This is a genomic window from Pseudomonas sp. TH31 (assembly GCF_016650815.1).
GTDB lineage: Bacteria > Pseudomonadota > Gammaproteobacteria > Pseudomonadales > Pseudomonadaceae > Aquipseudomonas.
Genome location: NZ_JAEKEZ010000001.1, coordinates 242,461 through 264,353, shown reverse-complemented (window position 1 = coordinate 264,353; position 21,893 = coordinate 242,461). Strand labels below are relative to the sequence as shown.

The window sequence follows — 21,893 nt, the reverse complement described above, 5'->3', positions numbered from 1 at the left end:
AGGCGCTGAAGCGCTAGAGCCATGAGTTTATCGGCGATCGTCAGTATCAGGCCGGCAGCGTTCATTCGGATACAGAGCTTATTGATATTGCATGCTTGTGTTGTCGCGGCTTCACATTTAGGCTTTGCCCCGTCGCGGTCAATCCCGCGACCGGGTGTCGCAACCTGTAACCACACACGAAGGCGCGGTTCCGCGCCATAGCGAAAGCAAAGTAGTTGGCGCTTTATTAGGTCTGGCTACTGCATTTCTATGGCAGGCCGTGCGGGGCAGGCTAACGCCTGGCCGGTTTTCCTTCGTGTGCCGGTTTGCGACCCCCGTACGGTCTGCCACCCAATCGTGTCGCAACGACGGTTGGCAGCTCCTTAATTACACGAAGGAGATAAGGAAATGGCATGTCCCCCTTTTAAGCCCGTGCGCCACCCTGGCGATTTGGTTCAAGCTGCAAACCATCCCGGAGGATTCCGTGATGTTTGATCTCTCGCTTCTAATCGGCCTCCCCAAACCCGACAGCATCGATACCGCATCGCTGACCCCTGAAGAGGCGGCGGTTAAACTACGGCAGGCTGCCACGCTGCGGCTTAATGGAGCACAGAGTATTCTGCTTCATTCCCCGCAGGACGTTGAGCTGGCTGTAGAGCTGCTGGATGATGCCGCGGTGTTGTTCGACAAGGCGTTCCGGTATCTGACCGGTATCCCTGCTCAACGCGTTGATCAACAGGCTGGAGAGTACTACTCAGTCCCTGCCGTTAAAGGCTGTCCCGGTATTCGAACGCCATGGGGCAATGAATTCGCCCCGATAATCGAGGACGGCGTTCGTTGTGCGCAGACCTGGCTTGACGACTCGGCTCTACCTTTATCGTGGGCGCTGGCGCAAAACCGAAGGCGTCATCGTCCAGGTATTTCCCAGGAATCGTTCGAGACCGGTTTTTTGCTGCGGCTGCAGCAGGCACTGATCATCCTGAGTGAAACCGCCGGTTCCCGATCAACCCGTTTTAAGGCTTGAGGCTGCATTTGGCGTTTGAGATTTAGCTTTTCCCGCCAAACCCTCCGATCCAGCGATCTTTGATCGCGCCGATCGGAGGGGCACTCGCTGGATGATGCCGCGGTGTTGTTCGACAAGGCGTTCCGGTATCTGACCGGTATCCCTGCTCAACGCGTTGATCAACAGGCTGGAGAGTACTACTCAGTCCCTGCCGTTAAAGGCTGTCCCGGTATTCGAACGCCATGGGGCAATGAATTCGCCCCGATAATCGAGGACGGCGTTCGTTGTGCGCAGACCTGGCTTGACGACTCGGCTCTACCTTTATCGTGGGCACTGGCGCAAAACCGAAGGCGTCATCGTCCAGGTATTTCCCAGGAATCGTTCGAGACCGGTTTTTTGCTGCGGCTGCAGCAGGCACTGATCATCCTGAGTGAAACCGCCGGTTCCCGATCAACCCGTTTTAAGGCTTGAGGCTGCATTTGGCGTTTGAGATTTAGCTTTTCCCGCCAAACCCTCCGATCCAGCGATCTTTGATCGCGCCGATCGGAGGGGCACTCGCTCGTTCTCGAAGCCATCTCGCTCCACCATCCCATTTCTTTTGAAATAGGCAATTTGGGTCGCAATGAACTCCAATGCCCCCGCCTTTGGGATATCGCAACATCTTTAGCGACTGCACTCGTCAAAATGTTCTCTTGTCTTTTTTATTGATCCCCAGTTATTTCCGATCCAATCCACCAGTTGTTGCAATGGCCCTAGCAGCGTCAATCCAAGAGGGGTCAATTCGTATTCCACCCTTGGCGGCACCTCCGCGAACACTTCGCGCGAAAGTAGGCCGTCTCGCTCCAGATTGCGTAGCGTAGTCGTCAGCATCCGCTGAGAGATTCCGTCCACCATTCTGTGCAGCTCTGAGAACCGGGCCCGATGCTTTGGTGTCTTTGCCAACATGACAATCAGCAGGATGCTCCACTTGTCACCCACCTTCGTTAAGAATTCCCGGACGGCATTGGACTCTTCGCTGTGACACATGAGCACTAAATGTTGGCGCTGATTGAAAACTGACCCACCGGGGATGCGGCGGAAATCTTGGACTACCTGAAGGTAGTTCATGTATTCATACGAAGACCGCATCCGAGCAGTCAAGCTCTACATCAAACTGGGGAATCGATCCGCGCCCATATGGAAAAGGGGCCGCAATACTGCCCTGGCAAAGCGCCTTACGAAGGTCGCCACACATTCAATAAAGAGCTGGCAGATATGCTTGAAGAATACCAAGACAACGAGCGCTCTGTCCTGAGCGTTGGCTGTCCTGCCCTTTACCACCCTCCCGTACAAACCGATACCCACGTTGATAAGCGTGATACCGAAACGCCCTCGCCTGTTCACACAACAACTCCCCTTCCAGTTGTTGCTCGCCCACATTCAGCTTCAACTGAAAATGAAGATCCGTCGGGTTGTGCAGCACCCAATCAACATAGTTATAAAAAATCGCCGCCCCGGAGCCGAATGGCAGTACCCGCCCCTCATCAGGAAACGGATCAACGCTGTGATTGGAGCGCTCGACCACCACCTGCGGCGAGTGATTCGCCATCCAGTGAATCAGGTTGCTTAACTGGCAGATACCGCCACCCGCGCCGGTGCGCGCTTCGCCGAAGGACAATTCCATGCCTTCGACATACCCACGCTTACGAGTCGGTCGCCCCACCAATCGGCAAAAGGAAAAATACTCACCTGGGCCAATGACGACGCCATCGATAGCAGCCACGGCCAATTTCAGATTAATGACTTTGTTATGTTGCAGAGCAATATCGGAGTCGCCAAGTTTACGAATCAGATTGGAAGGGTGTTTGAGGTAGCGAAATGCTAACCGGGAAGCGGCATTCAGCGAGACGGCGTATTGCTTGCAGGAGAAGCGCCAGGCCAGTTGGCGGAACAGTCGTTTTTACCACACCCGCAGCCAGTAGAGTGCCGGGAGGTAGAGGGAGAGTAGTTTCATCCGTGTCAGAACGGCGGCCGTTGTCATCCTTTGAGTTGAAAATGCCGCGCATCTTAACGTCTTGTACTTAAAGAAGGTGTTCGCCCAGTGTAATGGCCTGGCAATCCATGCACCGGTAAAGAGCCCTGACACTGAGCGAACGAAAAGCATTTTAATTGAAGTCGATGAATATGTCCGCATCATAAACATGAAATTTACGGATACAACTTTAATAGATATTTATCGACGTCAGCCTTGCATACATCAAATTCACCCGCCAGTTCATTAAAGTTGATTGTTCTTATACAAGGAGCTGTACAAGAACAATCACTCCATATAGAGCTAATACTCAACTTTCGTGTTGGCTGGTCACTTTCAGGATATCGGTGTAGGTCACGACAACACTCTGGCCGACTTTCAGGTCCTTCAACTTCGCCTGAACTTCCGGTTTCAAAACGTCGACGGTTTTCGATTGGCCGGCCGGGTTTTCGAAGGTGAGCTGGTTTTTCTTCACGTCGATGTGGGTGATTTTCAGCTGGACTTGCACCTGGCGGAAGGCTTCACCGCCGGGGTTCGGGTTGTCTTTGGTGGCGCGGATGTCGCCGGTGCGCTCGATGGAGCCTGGCAGGCCTTTGTCGACGTCGGTGTCGAGGTAGGCTGCCACCGAGTGGGTGACTTCGACGTTGACCTGGTCACCGACTTTCAGGTTGGCGAGGTCTTTGGCCTTGTCGCTGAGTTGTACATGGACCTGCCGGCCTTCGGCGCCTTCGAGGACAACCTGGTGTTTGGCGGCGTCAACGGCCAAGACTTTGGTGGTGACTTGATCGGCTTCTACCGCGGCGGACAGTGGAATATCGGCAGCGAGGGCGCTGAGGCTGGCGGCGGACAGGAGGGTTGCGAGGGTGATGGCCTGGGCCAGTGCGTTGAGCTTCATATGCATTACATTCCCTGTGATGAGTGGCAGCGCACGGCGCTGGATCAAGGGGTCCGCTCCGTGCGTGCCGATGAGCATAGACGCTGTTCAGGGAGTGTTCGCAGCTTCTTGCGCGGTGGATTCGCCGCTGTCGGTGCCTTGGCTGTTTTCCTCTCGTTTTTTCGGGTCGGTGGGGCGCAGGGCATCGTTGTCGCGCTCGACTTCGCCGGGAGGCCGGGGGTCGTCGGGGTGTTCGGTTTCAGTGATGGGTTTCATGGAATGTTCCTCAGGGGATGCTCCTCAGGCTTGGGAGTCGTCGACTTGCTGGGCGACGTTGATGGCGGGCTCCTGCAGGGGCGTTCGTACGGTAGAGGGGTGGGTGGCGGTTGGAGTTCCGGTGGGTTGGGTGAGTGGCAAGATCACGGTCAAAAGATCGCAGCCTTCGGCGGCGCCCACAGGCGCGTAGGAGCCGCCGAAGGCTGCGATCTTTTGATCTTAATACCCGGTCATTTCCAGATACCCCTGCCCGGCGTGACTGCCGCTCAACCGCACCGGCCCTTCCCAATACGGAATCCGCAAATCCATCCACGCGTTCGGGTTCAATGCGCGGGTGGTGATGTCGAGGTGTTTGCCGGGGATTTTGATCGACCAGCGCACCGGCATATCGCGGCCAGCGACCTTGGCGGTGTCTTGTGGCGTGAGGCTGATGTCGCCGCCGCGCAGCAACTGCGTTTGCCCTTGGGCATCGATCCAGGTGCCGGTCAGGTAAGGCGCGCCGTCCTTTTGCCGCATGCGATAGAGCATCACCTGCTCGCCGCTGTCCAGGTGCAGCGAAAACCAGTCCCAGCCCGTCTGGTTGGCGGTCAGGGGTTGGCTGCTCCATTCGCGGTCGAGCCACGCCGGGCCACTGACGGTGTAGGTTTTGCCGTCGATTTCCAACGAACCGTTGGCCTGGAAAAACGGCTGGCTGTAGTAGTACGACGCCTGGCCTTGTTCGGACTTTTGACTAAAGCCCTGATCGCCTTGAAGCACCAGCGGACGGCTCGACATCAGCCGCAGTTGATAGCTGAAACCCTTGTCGCGAGCGCTGAGCTGCATATCGGCCAAAGGACCGCTGAACCGCCAGTCATCGATCCACGCGTTGAACGGCGCCACACTCACACCCGCCTGACCCACGCCGCCACGGGCATAGCGTTCGGCGGCGTGATGAACCGTTGCAGAAGTCACTGCGGCATGGCCAAGCCAAATAGTCTGGCTAGCCCAGCCAGCCACCTCCGGCGTCGCTTTCAACGCGCTGCGAAACAACGTCCACTGCACGCCGAACTCATTACCCTGATCGTCCTTGAGATTGGCGGTGACGTACCACCACTCGATGCGAAAGCCGTCATGCGGCCCATGATCGGCCGGAAAGCTGAACAGCCGACCCGGCACCACCGGTGTAAACGCCGAAGCCTCGCCGCCCAGCCCCGCGAAGCCTTTTTCAACCGGTGCCGAGTTATCGCAGCCGCTCAACAACGCCAAAATCAACACGCCAACCTTAATCTTCATGAGCAAACGTCCTCAGCAGATCCGCCGGTTGGGTGCGATACAAGGTGTACAACGGCCACGCCGATGCCAGCAGCGTGGCGAGCAACGCCAGCCCCATCAGCTGCAACAATTGCAGCGGGAATACCCGCAACGGCAGGCGCCAGCCGAAAGCCTGGACGTTGATCACCGTGTCCAGGCACCACGCCAGCGCGATGCCCAGGGGCAATGCCAGAATCAGCGTCAACAGCGCCAGCAACCAGGTCTGCCCGAGGTTCAGCAGCATCAGTTGCCGGCGCGTCACGCCCAGCGCCCATAGCGGCGCGAGTTGGCCGAGACGACTCTGGCTCTGGGTCAGCAGGCTGATGAACAGCGCCACACCGGCCACGCCGAGGGTCAGGCTGTTAAGGGCGGCGGTGGCGGCGAAGGTGCGTTCGAAGACTTGGGTGGACCAGCCCTTGAGTCGGGCCTGATCGACGATGCGACTGTCGTCGAGGGTGAAGCGGGTTTGCAGCGCCGTGAGGAACGGCGGAATCGCCGCCGGGTCGATGCGCAGGTTGAACCGGCTGGGCGTGAGTTGCGGCCAGCCACGCAGCAAGTGATTGGCGTTGACCAGCACGTGGCCCTTGGGATTGCCATAGTCGGCGTAGATCCCGACCACCCGTGGCGACCACGAGCCGTTGGGCGTGGGAATCGTCAGGTGATCGCCTAAATGCACCTTCAGCCGCCGCGCCAGTTGCTCGCTGAGCATCAATGTGTCGTCCCTGGCCAGTCGATCCCACGGGTTGTCGCACAAGGCCTCCAGCAACGGCCAGTGCTGGCGATAGGTCGGGTGGTCGATCACGCCATAGAGGTCCGCTGGCCAGCCTTGCAGCTGGATCGACACTTGCCAGCTGGGCAGCACCGCCGTGACTTGCGGCTGCTGTTTGAGCCAGGTTTGCATCTCACGGGCCTGGGCCGGGTTTTGCGGGTTGAGGTAGAGCTCGGCGGTCAGGCGTTGTTCGAGCCAGTCGCTGAAGGTCTGGCGGAAACCGGCGGTCATGCTGCCGGCGCCAATGTTCGCTGCCAGCGCCAACAGCAGCGCCATCAGCGCCAGGCTCAGGGCCGGCAGTTGTTGGCGGCAATCGGCGAGAAACCATTGACCGAGCACCGAACGACTGCGCAGCAAAAGCAGATTGAGCACGGTGTTGAGCAGCACCGGCAGCGCCAGCGCCGCGCCGAGCAACAACGCCGCCATCAACACAAAACCGCTGGCCAGGCTGTCGCCCCGGATCAACGCCAGCAGCGCGATCACGGCAGCAATAGCGGCGACCCAACCCTGACGTCGCAACCACCGCGCATGAGCCTGATGCCAGGCCTGCGGATTGGCCAGGGCCAGCAATGGCAAACGCGCCGCCCGCAGCAAGCTGTTGGCACCGGCCAGCAGCGCGCCGAGCAGACTCAGGCCAATACCGCCCAGCCACCACCAAGGACTCAAGTTCAACTGCCCCGCCACTTCGGCGCCGTACAACCCGCGCAGGCTGGCGGCGACGTCCGGCAACAACACGCTGGCTAGCAGATAACCGCTGGCGACGCCAACGATCCCGCCGATCAATGCCAGGCCGCCCAGCTCGACAGCGAGGCAGCCAATCAACATCCGCGCACTGACGCCGCAGGCGCGCAGGGTTCGAAGCAGGCCCCGGCGTTGCTCCAGTGCCAGGCCAACCGCCGCGTGGACGATGAACAAGCCGACCACGAAGGACAGAAAACCCAGGGCATCGAGGTTCAGGTGAAAGCTCTCGGTCAGGCGCGAGAGATTGTTTTCTTCGCCGCTGGTTTTGAGCTGGAGCTGGCCTTTGAATGGGTCCGGCAAGGTCGCGGAAAAATCCTTGGGCAGCAGCAAACGCGAGAGTTGATTCGGCAGGCCGAGGACCTGCTGGGCAAAACCAATGTCCACCAGCAATACACCGGGAGCCATATCGGGTTGGGCGTGCAGCGGCGGTAAGGTCTGCCCGTTTTCAGCAATCGGCGTTTCGCCCTCGTGTAAACCCAGGGCCTGCAGGGTCTGCGGCGCAATCCAGGTACTGCCCGGCGGACTGAAAAACTCGACGATTCGCCCCATCGCCAACGCCTGCCCCGCCACTGCCGAACCGGCAGGCAATGACACCGGTTCGATGCCCATCAGTTGCAAGCGTTGATCGTCGTGGCCCTTGAGCGTCAACCGGCCTTGCAGCACCGGCGACACGGGCCAGCCAGCCCGACGCAGATCGACAAACAGTTGCTGGGAAAATACCCCGCCACCGGGCGCACTCAGGCTGGCCTGGGGCTCACCGCCGATCAATTGGCTGGCCCGAGCGTAGCTATCCCGCGCGTGGCTGTTCAGCGCCTGAACCCCGGTCAGCAGACTGGTAGCCAGCCACAACCCGGTCAACACACTGAAAAACTGCACCGGGTGCTGCCGCCAATGGCTCAGCAGCGCGCGCAAGGTTTCGCGAAAAACCCGCACTTCAGCGCGCGTCCGCGTCAGCCAGACGGCCATGGTGCAACACCACTTTCTGCGCCAGACGTGCGGCAACTCGCGGGCTGTGAGTCACCATCAACAAGGTCGTCGGGCTGTCGTCGAGCAACTCCAGCAACAACTTCAACACCTCGTCGCTGGTGGCTTCATCAAGGCTGCCGGTGGGCTCGTCGGCCAGCAGCAGTTTTGGTCGCGATGCCAGGGCCCGGCCCAGCGCGACCCGTTGTTGCTGGCCGCCGGACAACTGCTCCGGATAGCGGCGCAGCAAATCGCCCAAGCCCAATCGCTGTACCAGATGCGCCTGCCAACGCGGATCGTGGCGCCCGGCCAGGCGTGCCTGGAACGCCAGGTTGTCCTCCACCCGCAAGCTGCCGATCAGGTTGAACTGCTGGAACACCAGGCCGATTTCCGTACGCCGCCAGTTCGCCAGTTGCGCTTCGTTCATCTGGTCGAGTCGATGTTCGCCGCTGGAGATGCTGCCGCGATCGACCTTGTCCAGACCGGCGATCAGGTGCAGCAAGGTGCTTTTGCCACTGCCGGATTCGCCCATCAGCGCCAGGCTGCTGCCGGGTTTCAACTCAAGGTCGACACCTTGCAACACCGGCAGCGGACCTTGCGGGGTGGCGTAGCTTTTGAAGACGCCTTGGACCTGAAGCATGGAGGGCTCGCTTGGAGGGACGAGGGCCAAGGATAGCGGTTATCGCAGCGCTCTGATTCGCTACTTGCAGGCGCAAATACACATGATGCTTCGTTGATCGCAAGTCACCGGCGAGGGTTCGGCTGAATGGACCGACGCCTTCGCGAGCAAGCCCGCTCCCACATTGGATCTACGGTGTTCACAAAACTACTGTGGGAGCGGGCTTGCTCGCGAAGAGGCCGGCTCAGCCAATCAAAACCTCACTGCCCCACCGCTACACTCGCCGCCGCCGGCCCCGGTGTAACGATCGTCTTCAAATCAATATGCTTCCATGCAGGCTTGGCCCCCAACCGCGCATTAAACCGATAGTTAAAGGTGAAATCATCCGCAGTCGGCACGCTCAACGGCTTGCCATACACCACCTCCACCCTGGGCAGGTCATACCCCATCAACTGCAACAACGTCGGAAAGATGTTGTAGTGACTGGAGCGATCCTTGTTACCACCCAGTTGCGCCGACCAGTCCAGCGTCTTCAAGGCGCTGCCCTGAATCACCACCAGCGGCACCAGCCCTTCCTCCTCCACCGGATCACCGCCGCAGTGGGTATTGAGCCCGGGATTGCCGCGTTCGTGCAGGTCCTGCCCATGGTCCGAGGTGTAGATCAGCAACGCATGGCTCAAATCCGCCTGGGCGAACACCCGTGAGAAAAACTCCCCGACATTCCACAGCAAGGTGTTCTTGTAGGCGTTGCGGTAGAGCATCCAGTCGTCCGGCTGACCGTTGAAACCATCCCGCTTGCCGGTGTCGGCCACCTCGACAAACTGCCCACGGGGCAAAGTCGGCCGGTAGGTCATGAAGGCGTCCGGGTATTTGTCGTGCACTGGAAAATGCGCACCGACCTTGTTGATCACCACCAACTCCGGCGTGTCATCGTTGAGCAGTTCGATCAGCTTGGCCGCCGCCGCCATGTCGCGGTCGCGCACGCTGGTCTGGTCGAACTGCACAAACTCGTCGATGTCCTTCTTCTCGGTGTCGTTCATCAGGTTCTGCAAGTTGCCGCCGGTGCGCTGGGCGTCGATGTAGACCGTGCGCAACCCGGCTTTTTTGGCGTACTGCCAGATCGACGGCAACGTGGTGTTGATGCGCACGTAGTCGGCGCGAGTGCCGCCGTAACGCAGGGTCACGTTGGTGTCGGCGCTGCAATTGGCGATGGAGGCGGCGTAGCCATAATTGAAGATGTCGACGCCCGGATGAGTCTCCTTGAGATTGCTGTGCACACCGAACGGCGCGTTGATGTCCAGGTAGTTGCCGGAAATGCTCTCGTCGATGATCAGTACGATGTCGTGGTTCACCGGTTGATCAGCCCGCGCCAGTTTCACCGGCTCACGCGGGCCGACGCTGTTGTGCAGCGCTTCATAGGCAAACAGGTTCAGGTAGGCCAGCGGCGTGTACATGATCGGCAGACCCGGGCACCCTCGCCGGCCCGCACGAACAGCACCGCGCTGAGCAGCAACACGCCCAGCACTGGCGCCGCCACCAACAGCGCCCCCGGCAACGGCCATCGCCGACGCGGCTTGAGCCCGATGCCAAACAGCAGCAGCAACCCGCTGACCAGGCCACTGATCAGCGGATCACGATACTGGTACGCCGCTTCCTGAATGAAACCGCCGGAATAAACCAGTGACACAAAGCTGCTGTAAGTCAGGTAGTCGGCGGTCACTCGCGTATAAACGTCAAAGAACACCGCCGAGACAAACAGCGTTAAAGCGAATAGATGTCTAATGAGTGCCTGACGGATATAAGCGGTCATGAACAACGCCACCGTCAGCACGATAAACATCGCCCCGAACAGCAGTACCGGAAAGCCCAAACCCATAGCACTCAGGCGTTCCAGGTAATAGTCATAACTCTTGAGCAAATAGAGCACTAACAGCAGCTCTTTGAGATATCGAATCATTGTCTTTCCGGTGTTCGCCGAGGGCTTTTGGCCAATAGTTTGTCGGCCATTTTTTGACACTAGCACCGAGCCATCAAACCGCAAGAAATGCCGGACTTTTCACCAAAGCGTCAAAAAATTGTTGACTCAAATCTGACACACTCAAGGTGCTACAGCCCTTGTAATTCAGGGCTTTCGACCGTTTATCGCTTTCTTCCAAATGTGAAAAACCCGTCAAAACCGCGGCAAATCCAGTAACAGCAAGCACTTGATGGCCAATCGCCCCCAAAAATGGGGGTGTTATAGCAAAGCAACATGTCATTTTGCTGACATGGTTTGCCTAGGCTGGGCTATACCCATTTTGACAGTCTCATTTCAGATCTCTCCACCGTCTTACGAGGCACGCCAATATGGACGTGAGCGTATTTGGTACGGGCTACGTCGGCCTGATACAAGCAGCGGCACTGGCCGATGTCGGACATCGCGTCTTGTGCGTTGATATTGATCCGAACAAGATCAAGCAGCTGCAACAAGCTGTCCCGCCGATCAGCGAACCAGGACTGTCGAGCACGCTGGAAGAGAACATCAAGGCTGGCCGATTGCTGTTCACCACTCAGGCCAGCGATGCGGTCGAGCACGCCGGACTGATCTTCATCGCGGTCGGCACACCGGCCGATGAAGACGGTTCCGCCGACCTCAGTCATGTGTTGAGTGTGGCCCGGCAGATCGCCAGTTACATGGAGGCCGATCGCACCCTGATCATCAAGTCCACCGTGCCGGTTGGCACCGCGGACAAGGTCGCCGCCACCGCCCGTGAAGAACTGCAACGCCGGGGCAAGGGCGCCCTGAGCGTACGGGTGGTGTCCAACCCGGAGTTTCTCAAGGAAGGCAGCGCCCTGGCCGACTGCATGCGCCCGGACCGGATCATCGTCGGCACCAATGACGACGAAGCCCGCGCCCAGTTGACCGAACTCTACGCCCCCTTTTGCCGCAACCATGAAAAGCTCATGTTCATGGACAACCGCAGCGCCGAACTGACCAAGTACGCGGCCAATGCGATGCTCGCCACCCGCATCAGTTTCATGAACGAACTGGCCAACCTCACCGAACTGCTGGGCGCCGACATCGAAGCGGTGCGCAAAGGCATCGGCTCGGACCCACGCATCGGTTACCACTTCATCTACCCCGGCTGCGGCTTCGGCGGTTCGTGTTTCCCCAAGGACCTGCGCGCCCTGCTGCACACCGCTGAACACAACGGCATGCCGCTACGCCTGCTGCGCAGTGTCACCGAGGTCAACGATACCCAGCGACACATTCTGTTCAGCAAGCTGAAAGCACAATTCCCCCAGGGCCTGGCCGGCAAATCCATCGCCGTCTGGGGCCTGGCCTTCAAGCCCAACACGGATGACATGCGCGAAGCGCCCAGCCGTTACCTGATGGATGCGCTGTGGGCCGAGGGCGCGAGTGTGCAGGCCTATGACCCGGAAGCCATGTCCGAATGCCGACGCATATACGGCTACCGCAGCGACCTGCACCTGTGCGCCACCCGCGACGATACCCTGGAAGATGCTGACGCGTTGGTGATCTGCACCGAATGGAAGAATTTCCGTGTAGTGGACTTCGAACTGCTGGCGAGCAAATTGCGCTCCAGGGTCATCGTCGACGGTCGCAACCTCTACAACCCTGAACAGGTGGCCGCCGCCGGTTTGCACTACAGCGGCATCGGGATTCGACACATCGTTCCCGAGGTGCTGCGCCCATGAAGATTCTGGTGACGGGAGCGGCGGGATTTATTGGTGCCCATTGTGTGTTGCGGCTGTTGCGCGACGGACACCGGGTTTGCGGGCTGGACAACTTCAACGACTACTACGACCCGCAACTCAAGCACGATCGGGTGCGCTGGGTGCAGGGCCAGGTCGGCAGTTTCCACCTCGCCAGAATTGACCTGGCCGACGCCACGGCCATCGATGCGTTGTTTGCCCGTGAGCAACCGGAAGTGGTGATCCATCTGGCCGCCCAGGCCGGGGTGCGTTACTCGCTGGATAATCCCAAAGCGTATCTGGACAGCAACCTCGGCGGCTTCCTGAATATTCTCGAAAGCTGCCGGCACCATCCGGTGAAGCACCTGATCTACGCCTCGTCCAGTTCGGTGTATGGCGCCAATCAACACACGCCCTACTCGACCCATGACGGCGTCAATCACCCGCTGTCGTTGTACGCGGCCACCAAGAAAGCCAATGAGTTGATGGCCCACAGTTACAGCCACCTGTTCGGCATTCCCAGCACCGGGCTGCGGTTCTTCACGGTTTATGGCCCCTGGGGCCGGCCGGACATGTCGCCAATCCGCTTTGCCAAGGCGATTGTCGAGGGCAGCCCGTTGAAGCTGTTCAACTACGGCCAGCACCAGCGCGACTTCACCTACATCGACGACATCATTGAAAGCATCGCCAGGCTGATCGAGCACCCACCGCACACGAGCCCCGACTGGAACCGCGAATCCCCGGACGCATCCAGCAGCATGGCGCCCTGGCGGATCTACAACATCGGTGGCGAACACCCGGTTGAACTCAAGGACTATCTGGCCCTGATGGAAAAGCACCTGGGTCGCAAAGCCAATGTCGAGCTGCTGCCCCTGCAACCGGGCGATGTGCTCAACACCTGCGCCGATGTCCATGAGCTGGAAGACGACACCGGTTTCCACCCACGCGTCGAACTGGACGAAGGCCTTGGCCGCTTCATCGCCTGGTTCCGCGATTACTACCCACTGCACGCCCACATGCCGCTTGCGGCTGAGCTACAGGGCTGAACTTCAGCGGAGGATCTATGACTGGACATGAAAAAGGTGTGCCCCTTCAGCAACTACGCCGTGACAAGCGCCTGGACCCTGAACACCGAATCCGCATGGACGCCGCCATTCACATGCAAGGTTGCGGCTGGATGACCGGTCGTGACGGTGGCCGGCCCTGGACGTTGTCGCGCACCAATCGGGTCGTCGCCTGCATCGGTGCGCTGATGATCCTGGTGTTGATTTCACCACTGTTGCTGGGTCTGGCCCTGGCGATCAAGTTCAGCAGCCCTGGCCCGGTCATGTTCGTGCAGAAACGCACCGGCTATCGCGGCCGCTCGTTCGGCATGTACAAGTTTCGCACCATGGTGGCCAACGCCGAGGAGCTCAAGGAGTCCCTGCGTCACCTGAACAAGCACGGTGCCGACGCCATCGATTTCAAGATCGACAAAGACCCGCGCATCACCCGTATCGGTGGGTTCCTGCGGCGCAGCAGCCTCGACGAGCTGCCTAACCTGATCAATGTGTTTACCGGTGACATGCGCCTGGTGGGCCCTCGGCCGACCTCGTTCAGCGCTTATCGCTACAAGGACAACCACCTTGCGCGCCTGAGTATCTACCCCGGCATGACCGGCCTGTGGCAGATCTCCGGGCGCAGCAATATCGACTTCGACCAGCGCGTTGAGTTGGACCTCAGCTACATCGCCGAGCAAAGCCTGTTGCTTGATCTGAAGATCCTGTTGAAAACCCCCTTCAAAGTATTCAGTGGCCACGGAGCGAGTTAAATGGACGGTTCATCCACCAAAAGTCTGACCATCGCAAACCCGAGCGAGTCAAACCTGACCTCGACCGTGCTCGATCAAGATCTGCGGATCCTATTCCTGACCGCCGCCAACCCCGGCGCAGGCACGACCACCAGCGCCCTGGCGCTGGCCAGCCAGCTGGCGCAGATGAGCAGCGGCCTGGTGCTGCTGGTCGACGCCAGCCAGTCGGCGACCAACCTCACGACCCAGCTCAACTTGCAAAAAGAACGCGGTTTTCGTGACCTGCTGTTCAACGCCGACAACCCGCCGCTGCTGCAGGATTGTGTGGTGCAGGTCTCCAGCCTGCCCTTCCATGTGCTGCCCAACGGCCGGCACATCCGCGGCAACGAACACCTGACCGCCGAATGCCTGCGCCCGTTGCTCGACCAACTCGGCAGCCGTTATCGCTTTGTGGTGGTCGACGGCGACGCGGTGTATTCGGCCGCCGACACCCTGGTCATCAGCACCCAGGTGGACGGCGTGATCATCGTCGTGCGCTCGGAAGACACCCGCTGGGAAGTGGCCCAGGCCGCCGTCCAGCGCCTGACCCAGGCCGGCGCAAAACTGGTCGGCAGCGTGTTCAACCGCCGCAAGTACTACATGCCTAAATGGCTCTACAAAAACCTGTAAGCAATCAGAAAAGGATGACGCCATGAACGCCAAATTGCTTCTCCTGCTGTTGCTGCCACTTGCAGGTTGCTCCAGCAATACCGAAACCCAAACCATGCCGGTGCAGATCCTCACGGCCACGCCGGGCAACGCCCAGGCCACCGACATGCCCAGGGTCGAACAGACCTTGCGGCCTCAGGATGTGCTGGACGTGATCTTCCACATCAGCACCAGCGGCTCGGACGCCTACCGCGTGCAGTCCGGTGACCAGATCGGCCTGAACTTCACCGCGGCCAGCCAGCTCAACGGCAATCAACTGGTGCTGCCTGACGGCACCATCAACCTGCCGGGGGCCAACACGTCAGTGAAAATCGTCGGGTTGACCAGTGACCAGGCCCGCGACGAAATCCAGCGCGCCTATCAGCGCAAACAGCTGTTCCAGCCCAACCGCAATCAGCTGACGGTACAAATCATCAGCCCGCTGACCAACGAACAAAACCTCAAGAGCGCCCTGAACCACCCGGCCACCGGCATGAGCCGGGAGATCACCGTCGGCACTGACGGTTATGCCAGCTTCCCGGAAATTGGCGCCGTGCCGCTGCAAGGCATGACCATCAACCAACTGGAAACCTTCCTCAACAAACGCTACGCCACCCTGCCGGGGCGGATGAGCGTCGACGTCATGCTTAAATCCACCGCAGGCAACGAAATCTACGTGCTGGGTGAAGTCGGCCAGCCGGGTTCCTACCCGATTCGCCGCCCCGTCTCGGTGCTTGAAGCGCTGACCCTGGCCCGTGGCACCAGCGTCAAGGCGCGGCTCGATTCGGTGGTGATCATGCGCCGCACCGGCAACCACGTTCAGGCTGTGCACTATGACGTCGAAAAAGCCCTGGCCGGCGATGCTTCGCAAATCGCCTACCTGCAACCGGACGACATGCTTTACGTGCCCAAGACCAAACTGGCCAGCGCCGGTGAACTGGCCCGGCAACTGGCAGACGTCGTGTTGTTTCAAGGCGTAGGCATGAGCTTCAGCTACCGCCTCGATAACAAAGGCAGCACCACCAACTAACGTCCAGGTACCCGGCCATGAATCCAAAAGAAAACTACTTGCATGAGTTCTTCAGGATCTTCTTCGCCAACAAGCAGTTGGTAAAGCGCGTGTTCCTGGTCTTTGCCGTGATCGTCCTGGTCTTGCCATTGGTGCTCAAACAGAGCTTCGATATCACCGCCCAGGTGATCGTGCAGTCCAAGAAACTCTCTCAGGGCGACGCGACGACCTCCCTGAATCAGGAAAATGCCAGCTTCATTCCGCCGTCACTGGCGGACATGGAAACCGAGAGCAATATCCTGCGTTCGCCGGCGCTGATTCGTCAGACCATCAGCGAACTGCGGGATAAAGGCGAGTACACGCCCAGCCCTGGCGTGTTCTACAAACTGGTGAGCCAGCCGTTCAAACGCTTTGTCACCACCCCGCTGCGCGAATACGTGATCAACCCGGTCAAGTCCGCGCTGGGCATGGAGACCGATCCGGTGCGCGACACCGTCCTGGATGCGCTGACCCAGGAGGCCATGGACAAACTCAAGGTCGAAACCCTGCCGGGCTCCAACGTGATCTCCATCATCTACAGCTTTGACGATCCGCACCAAGGCACCGGGTTTGTCGCGACATTGCTGCAAAACTACCTGGCCAGCCGTCAGGAATTGCAGTCCATCGACTTGCCGCAAAGCTTCTATGAAACCAAGAAGAAGCAGTACCAGGTGCGTCTCGACGGTCTGGAAGGCACCCGGCTGACGTTGCTTGAAAGTATCGGTTCGTCCGATCCCAAGGAAGAGATCACCTTCCGCCTCAACGCCATCAACACCGAAGAACAAGCGCTCAATCTGTTCCAGGACCGTCGGTTGCAAAGCGAGCGCTGGCTCGACTACCTGAAAACCAGCCTGGCGGCCGCCACCGCGTCCAAGCTCAACGACTACACCTTCCCCTACACCTTCACCACCACCGTCGACAACGTGGCGTTTGAAGACCGGGAGATCAAGCAATTGGGTGAGCAACTGACCACTCAGGTCAGCCGCTACATGAACGATCTGGCGGTGTTCCAGCCAGGCAGTGAACCGATGCTGCTGACCCGTGAGCAAATCTCGCGCACCCGCCAGCAGTTCCTGAAAATCGTCAGCAACCGGATTCAGGAACGGACCAACGACCTGGTCATTGTCAGCTCGGTGATCGACCAGAAAACCGCGCGCATTGCCGAGTTCAAGAACCGCATCCACCAGTTGCAGGAAACCCAGAGCAAGCTGCGGCAGATGGACACCGAGATCGATGCCTTGCACGCGGCGTTCTCCACCTATGCCCAACGCTTTGCCGAAAGCAGCACCTCCCGTTCGCTGGACAACGACCTGTCCAATGCCCGGGTGCTCAGCCCGCCGTATGAGCCGACTGATCCGGCGTTTCCCAAGCCCTTCCTGATCATTCCGTTCGGCTTGTTCACCGGTCTGTTGCTGGCGATTGCCCTGGTTTACGTGCGTGAGTTCTTCGATCATCGCTTCAAGCATCCGGCGCAAATCACCCACGAACTGGGCCTGCCCGTGCTGCTGGTGATCAATGATCAAAACACCCTGGCGACCAACCCGCACAAAAACTGGACCGTGCCGAGCTTCGTGCATTGGGTGCGCAATTGAACGCGCCGCTCAACCCTTCCAGCGCCCTGCCGATCATTCATTTGCTCAGCAGCGGCGGCTTCTATGGGGCTGAGCGGATGCTGCTGGACCATTGCCTGGCGACGCCGGGGCAGCACCAGGTGCTGTTTCTCGATGCACCGCCAGAACTGATCGCGCGGTTTCGCGAGGCCGGGGTGGATTGTCGCGACTGCGCGGGGCTGGGGGCGTTGCTGGCGCATTTGCGCCAGCGGCGGGCCGAACAACCGTTGCTCAATACGCATAATTTCAAAGGCCTGTTGTTTGGCTGGGTCGGCGCGACGCTGTTGCGCCTGCCGCTGGTGATTACCCAGCACGGTTTTACGCCGCGCAGTCGCAAGCAGAAGTTCTACACCTGGGTCAGCCTGCAACTGTGCCGCACCACGTCGGTGAACCGAGTGGTCTGCGTCGCCGAAAGCATCGCGGCACAGTGCCGCCAGGCCAGCGTCCGGGCGGAAAAACTGCAAGTAATCCCCAACGGCCTGCCGGCGGCCAACGACCTGCTGTCGCACAGCGTCGACCACCCGCGGTGGCTGGCGGGTTACGTCGGGCGGCTGAGCAGTGAAAAAGGCCCGGACCTGTTTCTCGACGCACTGATTCCGTTGTGCCGGCAACACCCGCAACTCGACGCCGTGATGCTTGGCGACGGACCGGAACGGGAAACCCTGCTGACACGGATCAACACCGCCGGTTTGCAAGAACGCATCACCCTGCCCGGATACCAGACCGACATGGGGCCGTGGTGGCGGCAACTCGATGCGCTGGTGATCAGCTCGCGCACCGAAGGCACGCCAATGATTTTGCTGGAAGCGATGCAGGCCGGGGTGCCGGTGGTGGCGTTCGGTGTCGGCGGAATACCCGATGTGCTGGAAGACCGGCACAACGGCTTGCTCGCCGCGCCCACCGACAGCGCCGCCCTCGCCCGACAGATCGGCACCTTGCTGTCGGAGCCGGCGCTGGCCCGCGAGTTGAGCAACAACGCAAAACGCACGCAACTGGATCGCTACGACCTCAAGGCCCTGGCCGAACGCTGGTCGCAGCTTTATATCCGTACTGCACGGGAGGCACGCTCGTGATCTTTCCGCTCTCGATCGTCAGTTTGCTCAGCCTGGTCTGCCTCGGTTTGCTGGCCAGCCCTTATCCGTATCTGGCGCCGGGCGCGGTGCTTGGCCTGGTGGGTGTCGCGGTGCTCTATCGCAAACCGACCTGGGGTTTGCTCGGGATCGTCGCGCTGGTGCCGTTCGAAGGTTTTTTCAAGGACAGTGCGCTGTCAGGGACCAAATTCGTCGGCGCCTCGCTGGCGCTGATCCTGATGCTGCAACTGGCGATTCATCAACTGCCGTCGGAACGCCTGCGCAGCAACCTCTGGCGCTACCTGATCTGGTTCATGATCCTCTACATGCTGAGCCTGATGAACAGCGATGACCTGGGCATGTCATTCGGGCACCTGCGGGAGCTGAGCGTCGGCCTGATTCTGTTTGTGATTACCCTGCTGATCGGTCGCGAGTTGAACCTGGACCTGTTTGCCAGACTGGTGACCCTGAGTGTCAGCATGACCTGCATACTGGCGATGTTTTCCACCAAGTATCAGGACCAGGGCCGCGCCGCCGGCCTGCTCGAAGACCCGAACGCCTTTGCCCTGCTCATCGCCTTCGCCATCCCCCTGGGCCTGCTGTTGGTCATCCGCAGCCCGAACCTGTTGCACCGGCTGTTCTGGGGCGGTTGCTGCCTGCTGCTGCTGGGCGGCATGACCAAGACCGAATCCCGTTCCGGGCTGGTGGTGTTGATGCTCAGCCTGGTCATCGGGGTCTGGCACTATCGCGCACAGTTGCCGCGCATCCGGCCGCGGCATTTAGGCTTTGCCATGCTCGGCATGGCGATTGTGATCCCGCTGGCAATCTATGCGATGCCGGCGGGTTACATCGCCCGCATCCAGTCGCTGAGCGTGCTCAGCGCCGGGGCCAAGGGACACGACGATGAATCCCTCGGCCGGCGTGCGTCGTACATCGTGGTCGGCAGCCAGATTATCCGCGAGAACCCGCTGTTGGGTTCCGGCCCCGGCACCTTCCCGCTGCACTACGCCACCACCGGTTACGCGAAGGCGTTTTCCGCCAACCGCAAGGTTGGTGACTTGTATCGCCGGGCGCATAACACCTACATGGAAATCTTCAGCGAACTGGGAATTCCCGCCGGCCTGCTGTTCGTCGGCATGCTCGCCCTCGGCTTGTACAACCTGATCCGCGCCCGCCGCGCCTGGATGCTGCGGCGCAACTGGGAACAGACCGACCTGATAACCCACCTGGGCATGAGTTTTCTGTCGCTGACGCTGTTTTTGATGTTCCTCAGCGCGCCGAACCAAAAGTACGTGTGGATCATGCTCGCCCTGACCAGCGTGCTGCGCCTGAAGGCCGAAGAGGCTCCCCTGGTGGAGGCCAAGGCATGAATCGAATCAGCATCGTTATCCCGATGTTCAACGAAGCCCGGCACATCGGCCGGACCTTGCTCGCCGCACAAAAGGCCGCCGATGCCGCGAACCTGGAGTGCGAGCTGATTGTGGTCGATAACGGTTCCAGTGATCAGGGCCCGCAGATAGCCCGGCAGTTCGGTGCGCAGGTATTGGTGCTGCCCGGTGTGCTGATCGGGGCGCTGCGCAATCACGGTACGGCCATCGCCACCGGCGAATGGCTGGCCTTCCTCGATGCCGACGTCGAGATGCCCGAAGACTGGCTGACCCTGGTATTGGGAATCGAGTCCGGCTCCGGGCCGAAGTGTTCGGCCTGGACCTGAATACCCCGGCCGAAGCGCCTTGGTATGCCGATGCCTGGCAGCGTCGCACATTGCGCCCGCGCAGCAACATCCTGCACCCGGTGCAATGGCTACCCACCTCCAACCTGCTGATGCTCCGCACCTGGTTTGACCGGGTCGGGGGCTTCGACGAAACCTTGCGCACCGGTGAGGACAAAGACTTCACCATGCGCTTGGGTGAAGCCGGCGCGCGCTTGATGGCGGTCAATGAAAGCATCGCCCTGCATTGGGGTTACGAAGGCAGTTGGCGCGAGTGGATGGGCAAGGAAATGTGGCGCCAGGGCAGTCACCTGCAATTGCTCCGCACCCATGGGGTGAGCTTTCGCTTGCTGCGGTTTCCAATGCTGTCGATCATCGTCTGGTTGCTCGACTTCCTGGCGATCTCCGCGCTGCTCAATGGCTCCCCGCACCACGCGGCGTTGATGGTGCTGATGACTTCCCTGCCGGGGCTGGCCCTGAGCCTGCGCCAGAGCCTGAAACACCGCGATATCCTTCTGACTCTGCAACTCTGGGGCCTGCACTGGATGCGTCTGCACCTGGCTGGCGCCGCGTTTATCTTCAGCCTGTGTCATTGGAATGCCAGGAGGCCCGCCCGTGGCTGAATTCATTTTCTGGTTGTGCCTGTTGCTGCCCGTCTACGCCTACCTCGGTTACCCGTTGCTACTGACACTGCTGGCGCCGATGTTTGCGCCTCGCCGGCATGACCCTGCGCCACCGCTGAACATCAGCATCGTGATCGCAGCGCACAACGAAGCGCGGCACATCGAACACAAGCTGCTCACCCTGCTCGCCCAGGATTATCAGCCTGCCAGGCTCGAAATCATTTTGGTCAGCGACGGTTCGTCCGATGACACCGTGGCCTGTGCACACAAGGTCGTCGACCCGCGCATCAGCGTGCTCGACCTGCCCCGCCAGGGCAAAGCGGCAACCCTGAACGCCGGCGTAGCGTTGAGCACCGGCGACATTCTGGTGTTCACCGATGCCGACAACCAATGGTCCCGCGAGACGCTTGGTCACTTACTGGCGCCGCTGGCAGACCCCGACGTCGGTGGCTGCGCCGGGCACATGGTGATCCCGGTCACCGGTGGTGGCCTGAGCGTGGGTGACAGCCTCTATCGACACTACGAAGGCTGGCTGCGCTGGGCGGAGAACCGCACCGGTTGCATGGTGTCCGCCGACGGCGCGCTGCTTGCCTTGCGTCGCGAGTTGTTCCAGAACGTGCCGGCGGAGGTCAACGATGACTTCTTCATCAGCACCTGCGCACCGGTGGCGTTCAAACGCATCATCTATGTGCCCGAAGCCCAGGTGATCGACCACGGCGTGGACGAAGCCGACAAGCAATTTCGTCGGCGTCAGCGGGTCACCGTCGGCGGCTTGCAAAGCCTCGCTCAGCGGCGGGAACTGCTCAACCCGCTGAAGCATGGTCTGTATGCGATTGCGCTGATCAGTCACAAGCTGATCCGGCGGCTGGCGCCGGTCCTGCTGGTGCCGTTGTTGCTGAGCAACTTCTGGCTGTGGGACGAGCACTTTTTCTATCAAGTGTGCCTGGTGGCGCAACTGCTCGGTTATGCAGTGGCCATCGCCGGTCTACTGGACGTGCGACACCGTTTACCCAAACCCTTTCGCCTGGCCGCATTCCTTTTGGTGACGCTTGCCGGGATGAGTATCGGTCTGTGGCAGTTCCTGCGTGGCCATCGGTATAGCCAGTGGAACCCCGAGCAAAATCGATGAAAGGA

Annotated in this window: 17 protein-coding genes and 3 pseudogenes; 12 read left to right on the top strand and 8 right to left on the bottom strand. The window is 60.1% G+C overall.

The features are described from left to right. The first annotated feature begins 466 nt into the window (after nt 1-466). On the top strand, nt 467-1,003 hold the full coding sequence (locus JFV26_RS01230; protein ID WP_201188991.1) for a LasR-specific antiactivator QslA: 537 nt from the start codon (nt 467-469) through the stop codon (nt 1,001-1,003). Nucleotides 1,004-1,105: 102 nt separating this feature from the next. After that, nucleotides 1,106-1,453, top strand: coding sequence for a LasR-specific antiactivator QslA (locus JFV26_RS01225; protein ID WP_342215411.1), 348 nt, complete (start codon nt 1,106-1,108; stop codon nt 1,451-1,453). A gap of 192 nt (nt 1,454-1,645) precedes the next feature. On the opposite strand, the gene JFV26_RS01220 is transcribed toward JFV26_RS01225, so the two are convergent. From JFV26_RS01220 to JFV26_RS01185, 8 genes and pseudogenes are all read right to left on the bottom strand, one after another. Then, entirely contained in the window at nt 1,646-2,089 is a 444-nt protein-coding gene (locus tag JFV26_RS01220; protein WP_242487706.1) for a winged helix-turn-helix transcriptional regulator, read from the bottom strand. A 208-nt stretch (nt 2,090-2,297) separates the two neighbouring features. After that, nucleotides 2,298-2,915, bottom strand: a pseudogene (locus JFV26_RS01215) (VanW family protein); the annotation flags it as partial. Between the two features lie 388 nt (nt 2,916-3,303). Then, nucleotides 3,304-3,888, bottom strand: a complete 585-nt coding sequence (locus JFV26_RS01210) for a hypothetical protein (protein WP_201188989.1) — start codon at nt 3,886-3,888, stop codon at nt 3,304-3,306. An 87-nt stretch (nt 3,889-3,975) separates the two neighbouring features. After that, nucleotides 3,976-4,143 carry a hypothetical protein gene (locus JFV26_RS01205; RefSeq protein WP_201188987.1) on the bottom strand — a complete coding sequence of 56 codons (168 nt, stop codon included), beginning with the start codon at nt 4,141-4,143 and terminating at the stop codon, nt 3,976-3,978. Nucleotides 4,144-4,362: 219 nt separating this feature from the next. Next, nucleotides 4,363-5,415, bottom strand: a complete 1,053-nt coding sequence (locus JFV26_RS01200) for a lipocalin-like domain-containing protein (RefSeq protein WP_201188985.1) — start codon at nt 5,413-5,415, stop codon at nt 4,363-4,365. Then, nucleotides 5,405-7,876, bottom strand: coding sequence for an FtsX-like permease family protein (locus JFV26_RS01195; protein ID WP_201189017.1), 2,472 nt, complete (start codon nt 7,874-7,876; stop codon nt 5,405-5,407). Before JFV26_RS01195 ends, JFV26_RS01200 begins: the two co-directional genes overlap by 11 nt. Nucleotide 7,877: 1 nt before the next feature. After that, nucleotides 7,878-8,546: an ABC transporter ATP-binding protein gene (locus tag JFV26_RS01190; RefSeq protein WP_201188983.1), complete on the bottom strand. Its 669-nt coding sequence runs from the start codon at nt 8,544-8,546 to the stop codon at nt 7,878-7,880. 239 nt (nt 8,547-8,785) lie between these two features. Then, nucleotides 8,786-10,482 (bottom strand): annotated as a pseudogene (locus tag JFV26_RS01185) (sulfatase-like hydrolase/transferase). Nucleotides 10,483-10,871: 389 nt separating this feature from the next. Here JFV26_RS01185 and JFV26_RS01180 point away from each other — a divergent pair. The 10 genes and pseudogenes from JFV26_RS01180 to JFV26_RS01135 all read left to right on the top strand — a co-directional run bounded on the left by JFV26_RS01180 (nt 10,872) and on the right by JFV26_RS01135 (nt 21,888). Next, complete coding sequence (locus JFV26_RS01180; RefSeq protein ID WP_201188982.1) at nt 10,872-12,224, top strand: UDP-glucose dehydrogenase family protein; 1,353 nt, start codon at nt 10,872-10,874, stop codon at nt 12,222-12,224. Continuing rightward, on the top strand, nt 12,221-13,267 hold the full coding sequence (locus JFV26_RS01175; RefSeq protein WP_201188980.1) for an NAD-dependent epimerase: 1,047 nt from the start codon (nt 12,221-12,223) through the stop codon (nt 13,265-13,267). Before JFV26_RS01180 ends, JFV26_RS01175 begins: the two co-directional genes overlap by 4 nt. Nucleotides 13,268-13,284: 17 nt before the next feature. Then, the gene (locus JFV26_RS01170) at nt 13,285-14,031 is read left to right on the top strand and encodes a sugar transferase (protein ID WP_201188978.1); all 747 of its coding nucleotides are present in this window, start codon (nt 13,285-13,287) and stop codon (nt 14,029-14,031) included. Continuing rightward, nucleotides 14,032-14,679, top strand: coding sequence for a CpsD/CapB family tyrosine-protein kinase (locus JFV26_RS01165; protein ID WP_201188976.1), 648 nt, complete (start codon nt 14,032-14,034; stop codon nt 14,677-14,679). Between the two features lie 22 nt (nt 14,680-14,701). Beyond that, nucleotides 14,702-15,727 (top strand): polysaccharide biosynthesis/export family protein, encoded by a 1,026-nt coding sequence (locus JFV26_RS01160; protein ID WP_201188974.1) that lies wholly within the window; start codon nt 14,702-14,704, stop codon nt 15,725-15,727. A gap of 17 nt (nt 15,728-15,744) precedes the next feature. Further along, complete coding sequence (locus JFV26_RS01155) at nt 15,745-17,337, top strand: GumC family protein (protein ID WP_201188972.1); 1,593 nt, start codon at nt 15,745-15,747, stop codon at nt 17,335-17,337. Then, nucleotides 17,322-18,428, top strand: coding sequence for a glycosyltransferase family 4 protein (locus tag JFV26_RS01150; RefSeq protein WP_446739888.1), 1,107 nt, complete (start codon nt 17,322-17,324; stop codon nt 18,426-18,428). Before JFV26_RS01155 ends, JFV26_RS01150 begins: the two co-directional genes overlap by 16 nt. Then, the gene (locus JFV26_RS01145; RefSeq protein WP_201188970.1) at nt 18,425-19,795 is read left to right on the top strand and encodes an O-antigen ligase family protein; all 1,371 of its coding nucleotides are present in this window, start codon (nt 18,425-18,427) and stop codon (nt 19,793-19,795) included. The genes JFV26_RS01150 and JFV26_RS01145 overlap by 4 nt, the downstream gene beginning before the upstream one ends. Continuing rightward, a pseudogene (locus tag JFV26_RS01140) lies at nt 19,792-20,759 on the top strand (glycosyltransferase). Before JFV26_RS01145 ends, JFV26_RS01140 begins: the two are co-directional and overlap by 4 nt. Continuing rightward, complete coding sequence (locus tag JFV26_RS01135) at nt 20,752-21,888, top strand: glycosyltransferase (RefSeq protein ID WP_201188968.1); 1,137 nt, start codon at nt 20,752-20,754, stop codon at nt 21,886-21,888. The pseudogene JFV26_RS01140 and the gene JFV26_RS01135 overlap by 8 nt, the downstream one beginning before the upstream one ends. Nucleotides 21,889-21,893 lie beyond the last annotated feature (5 nt).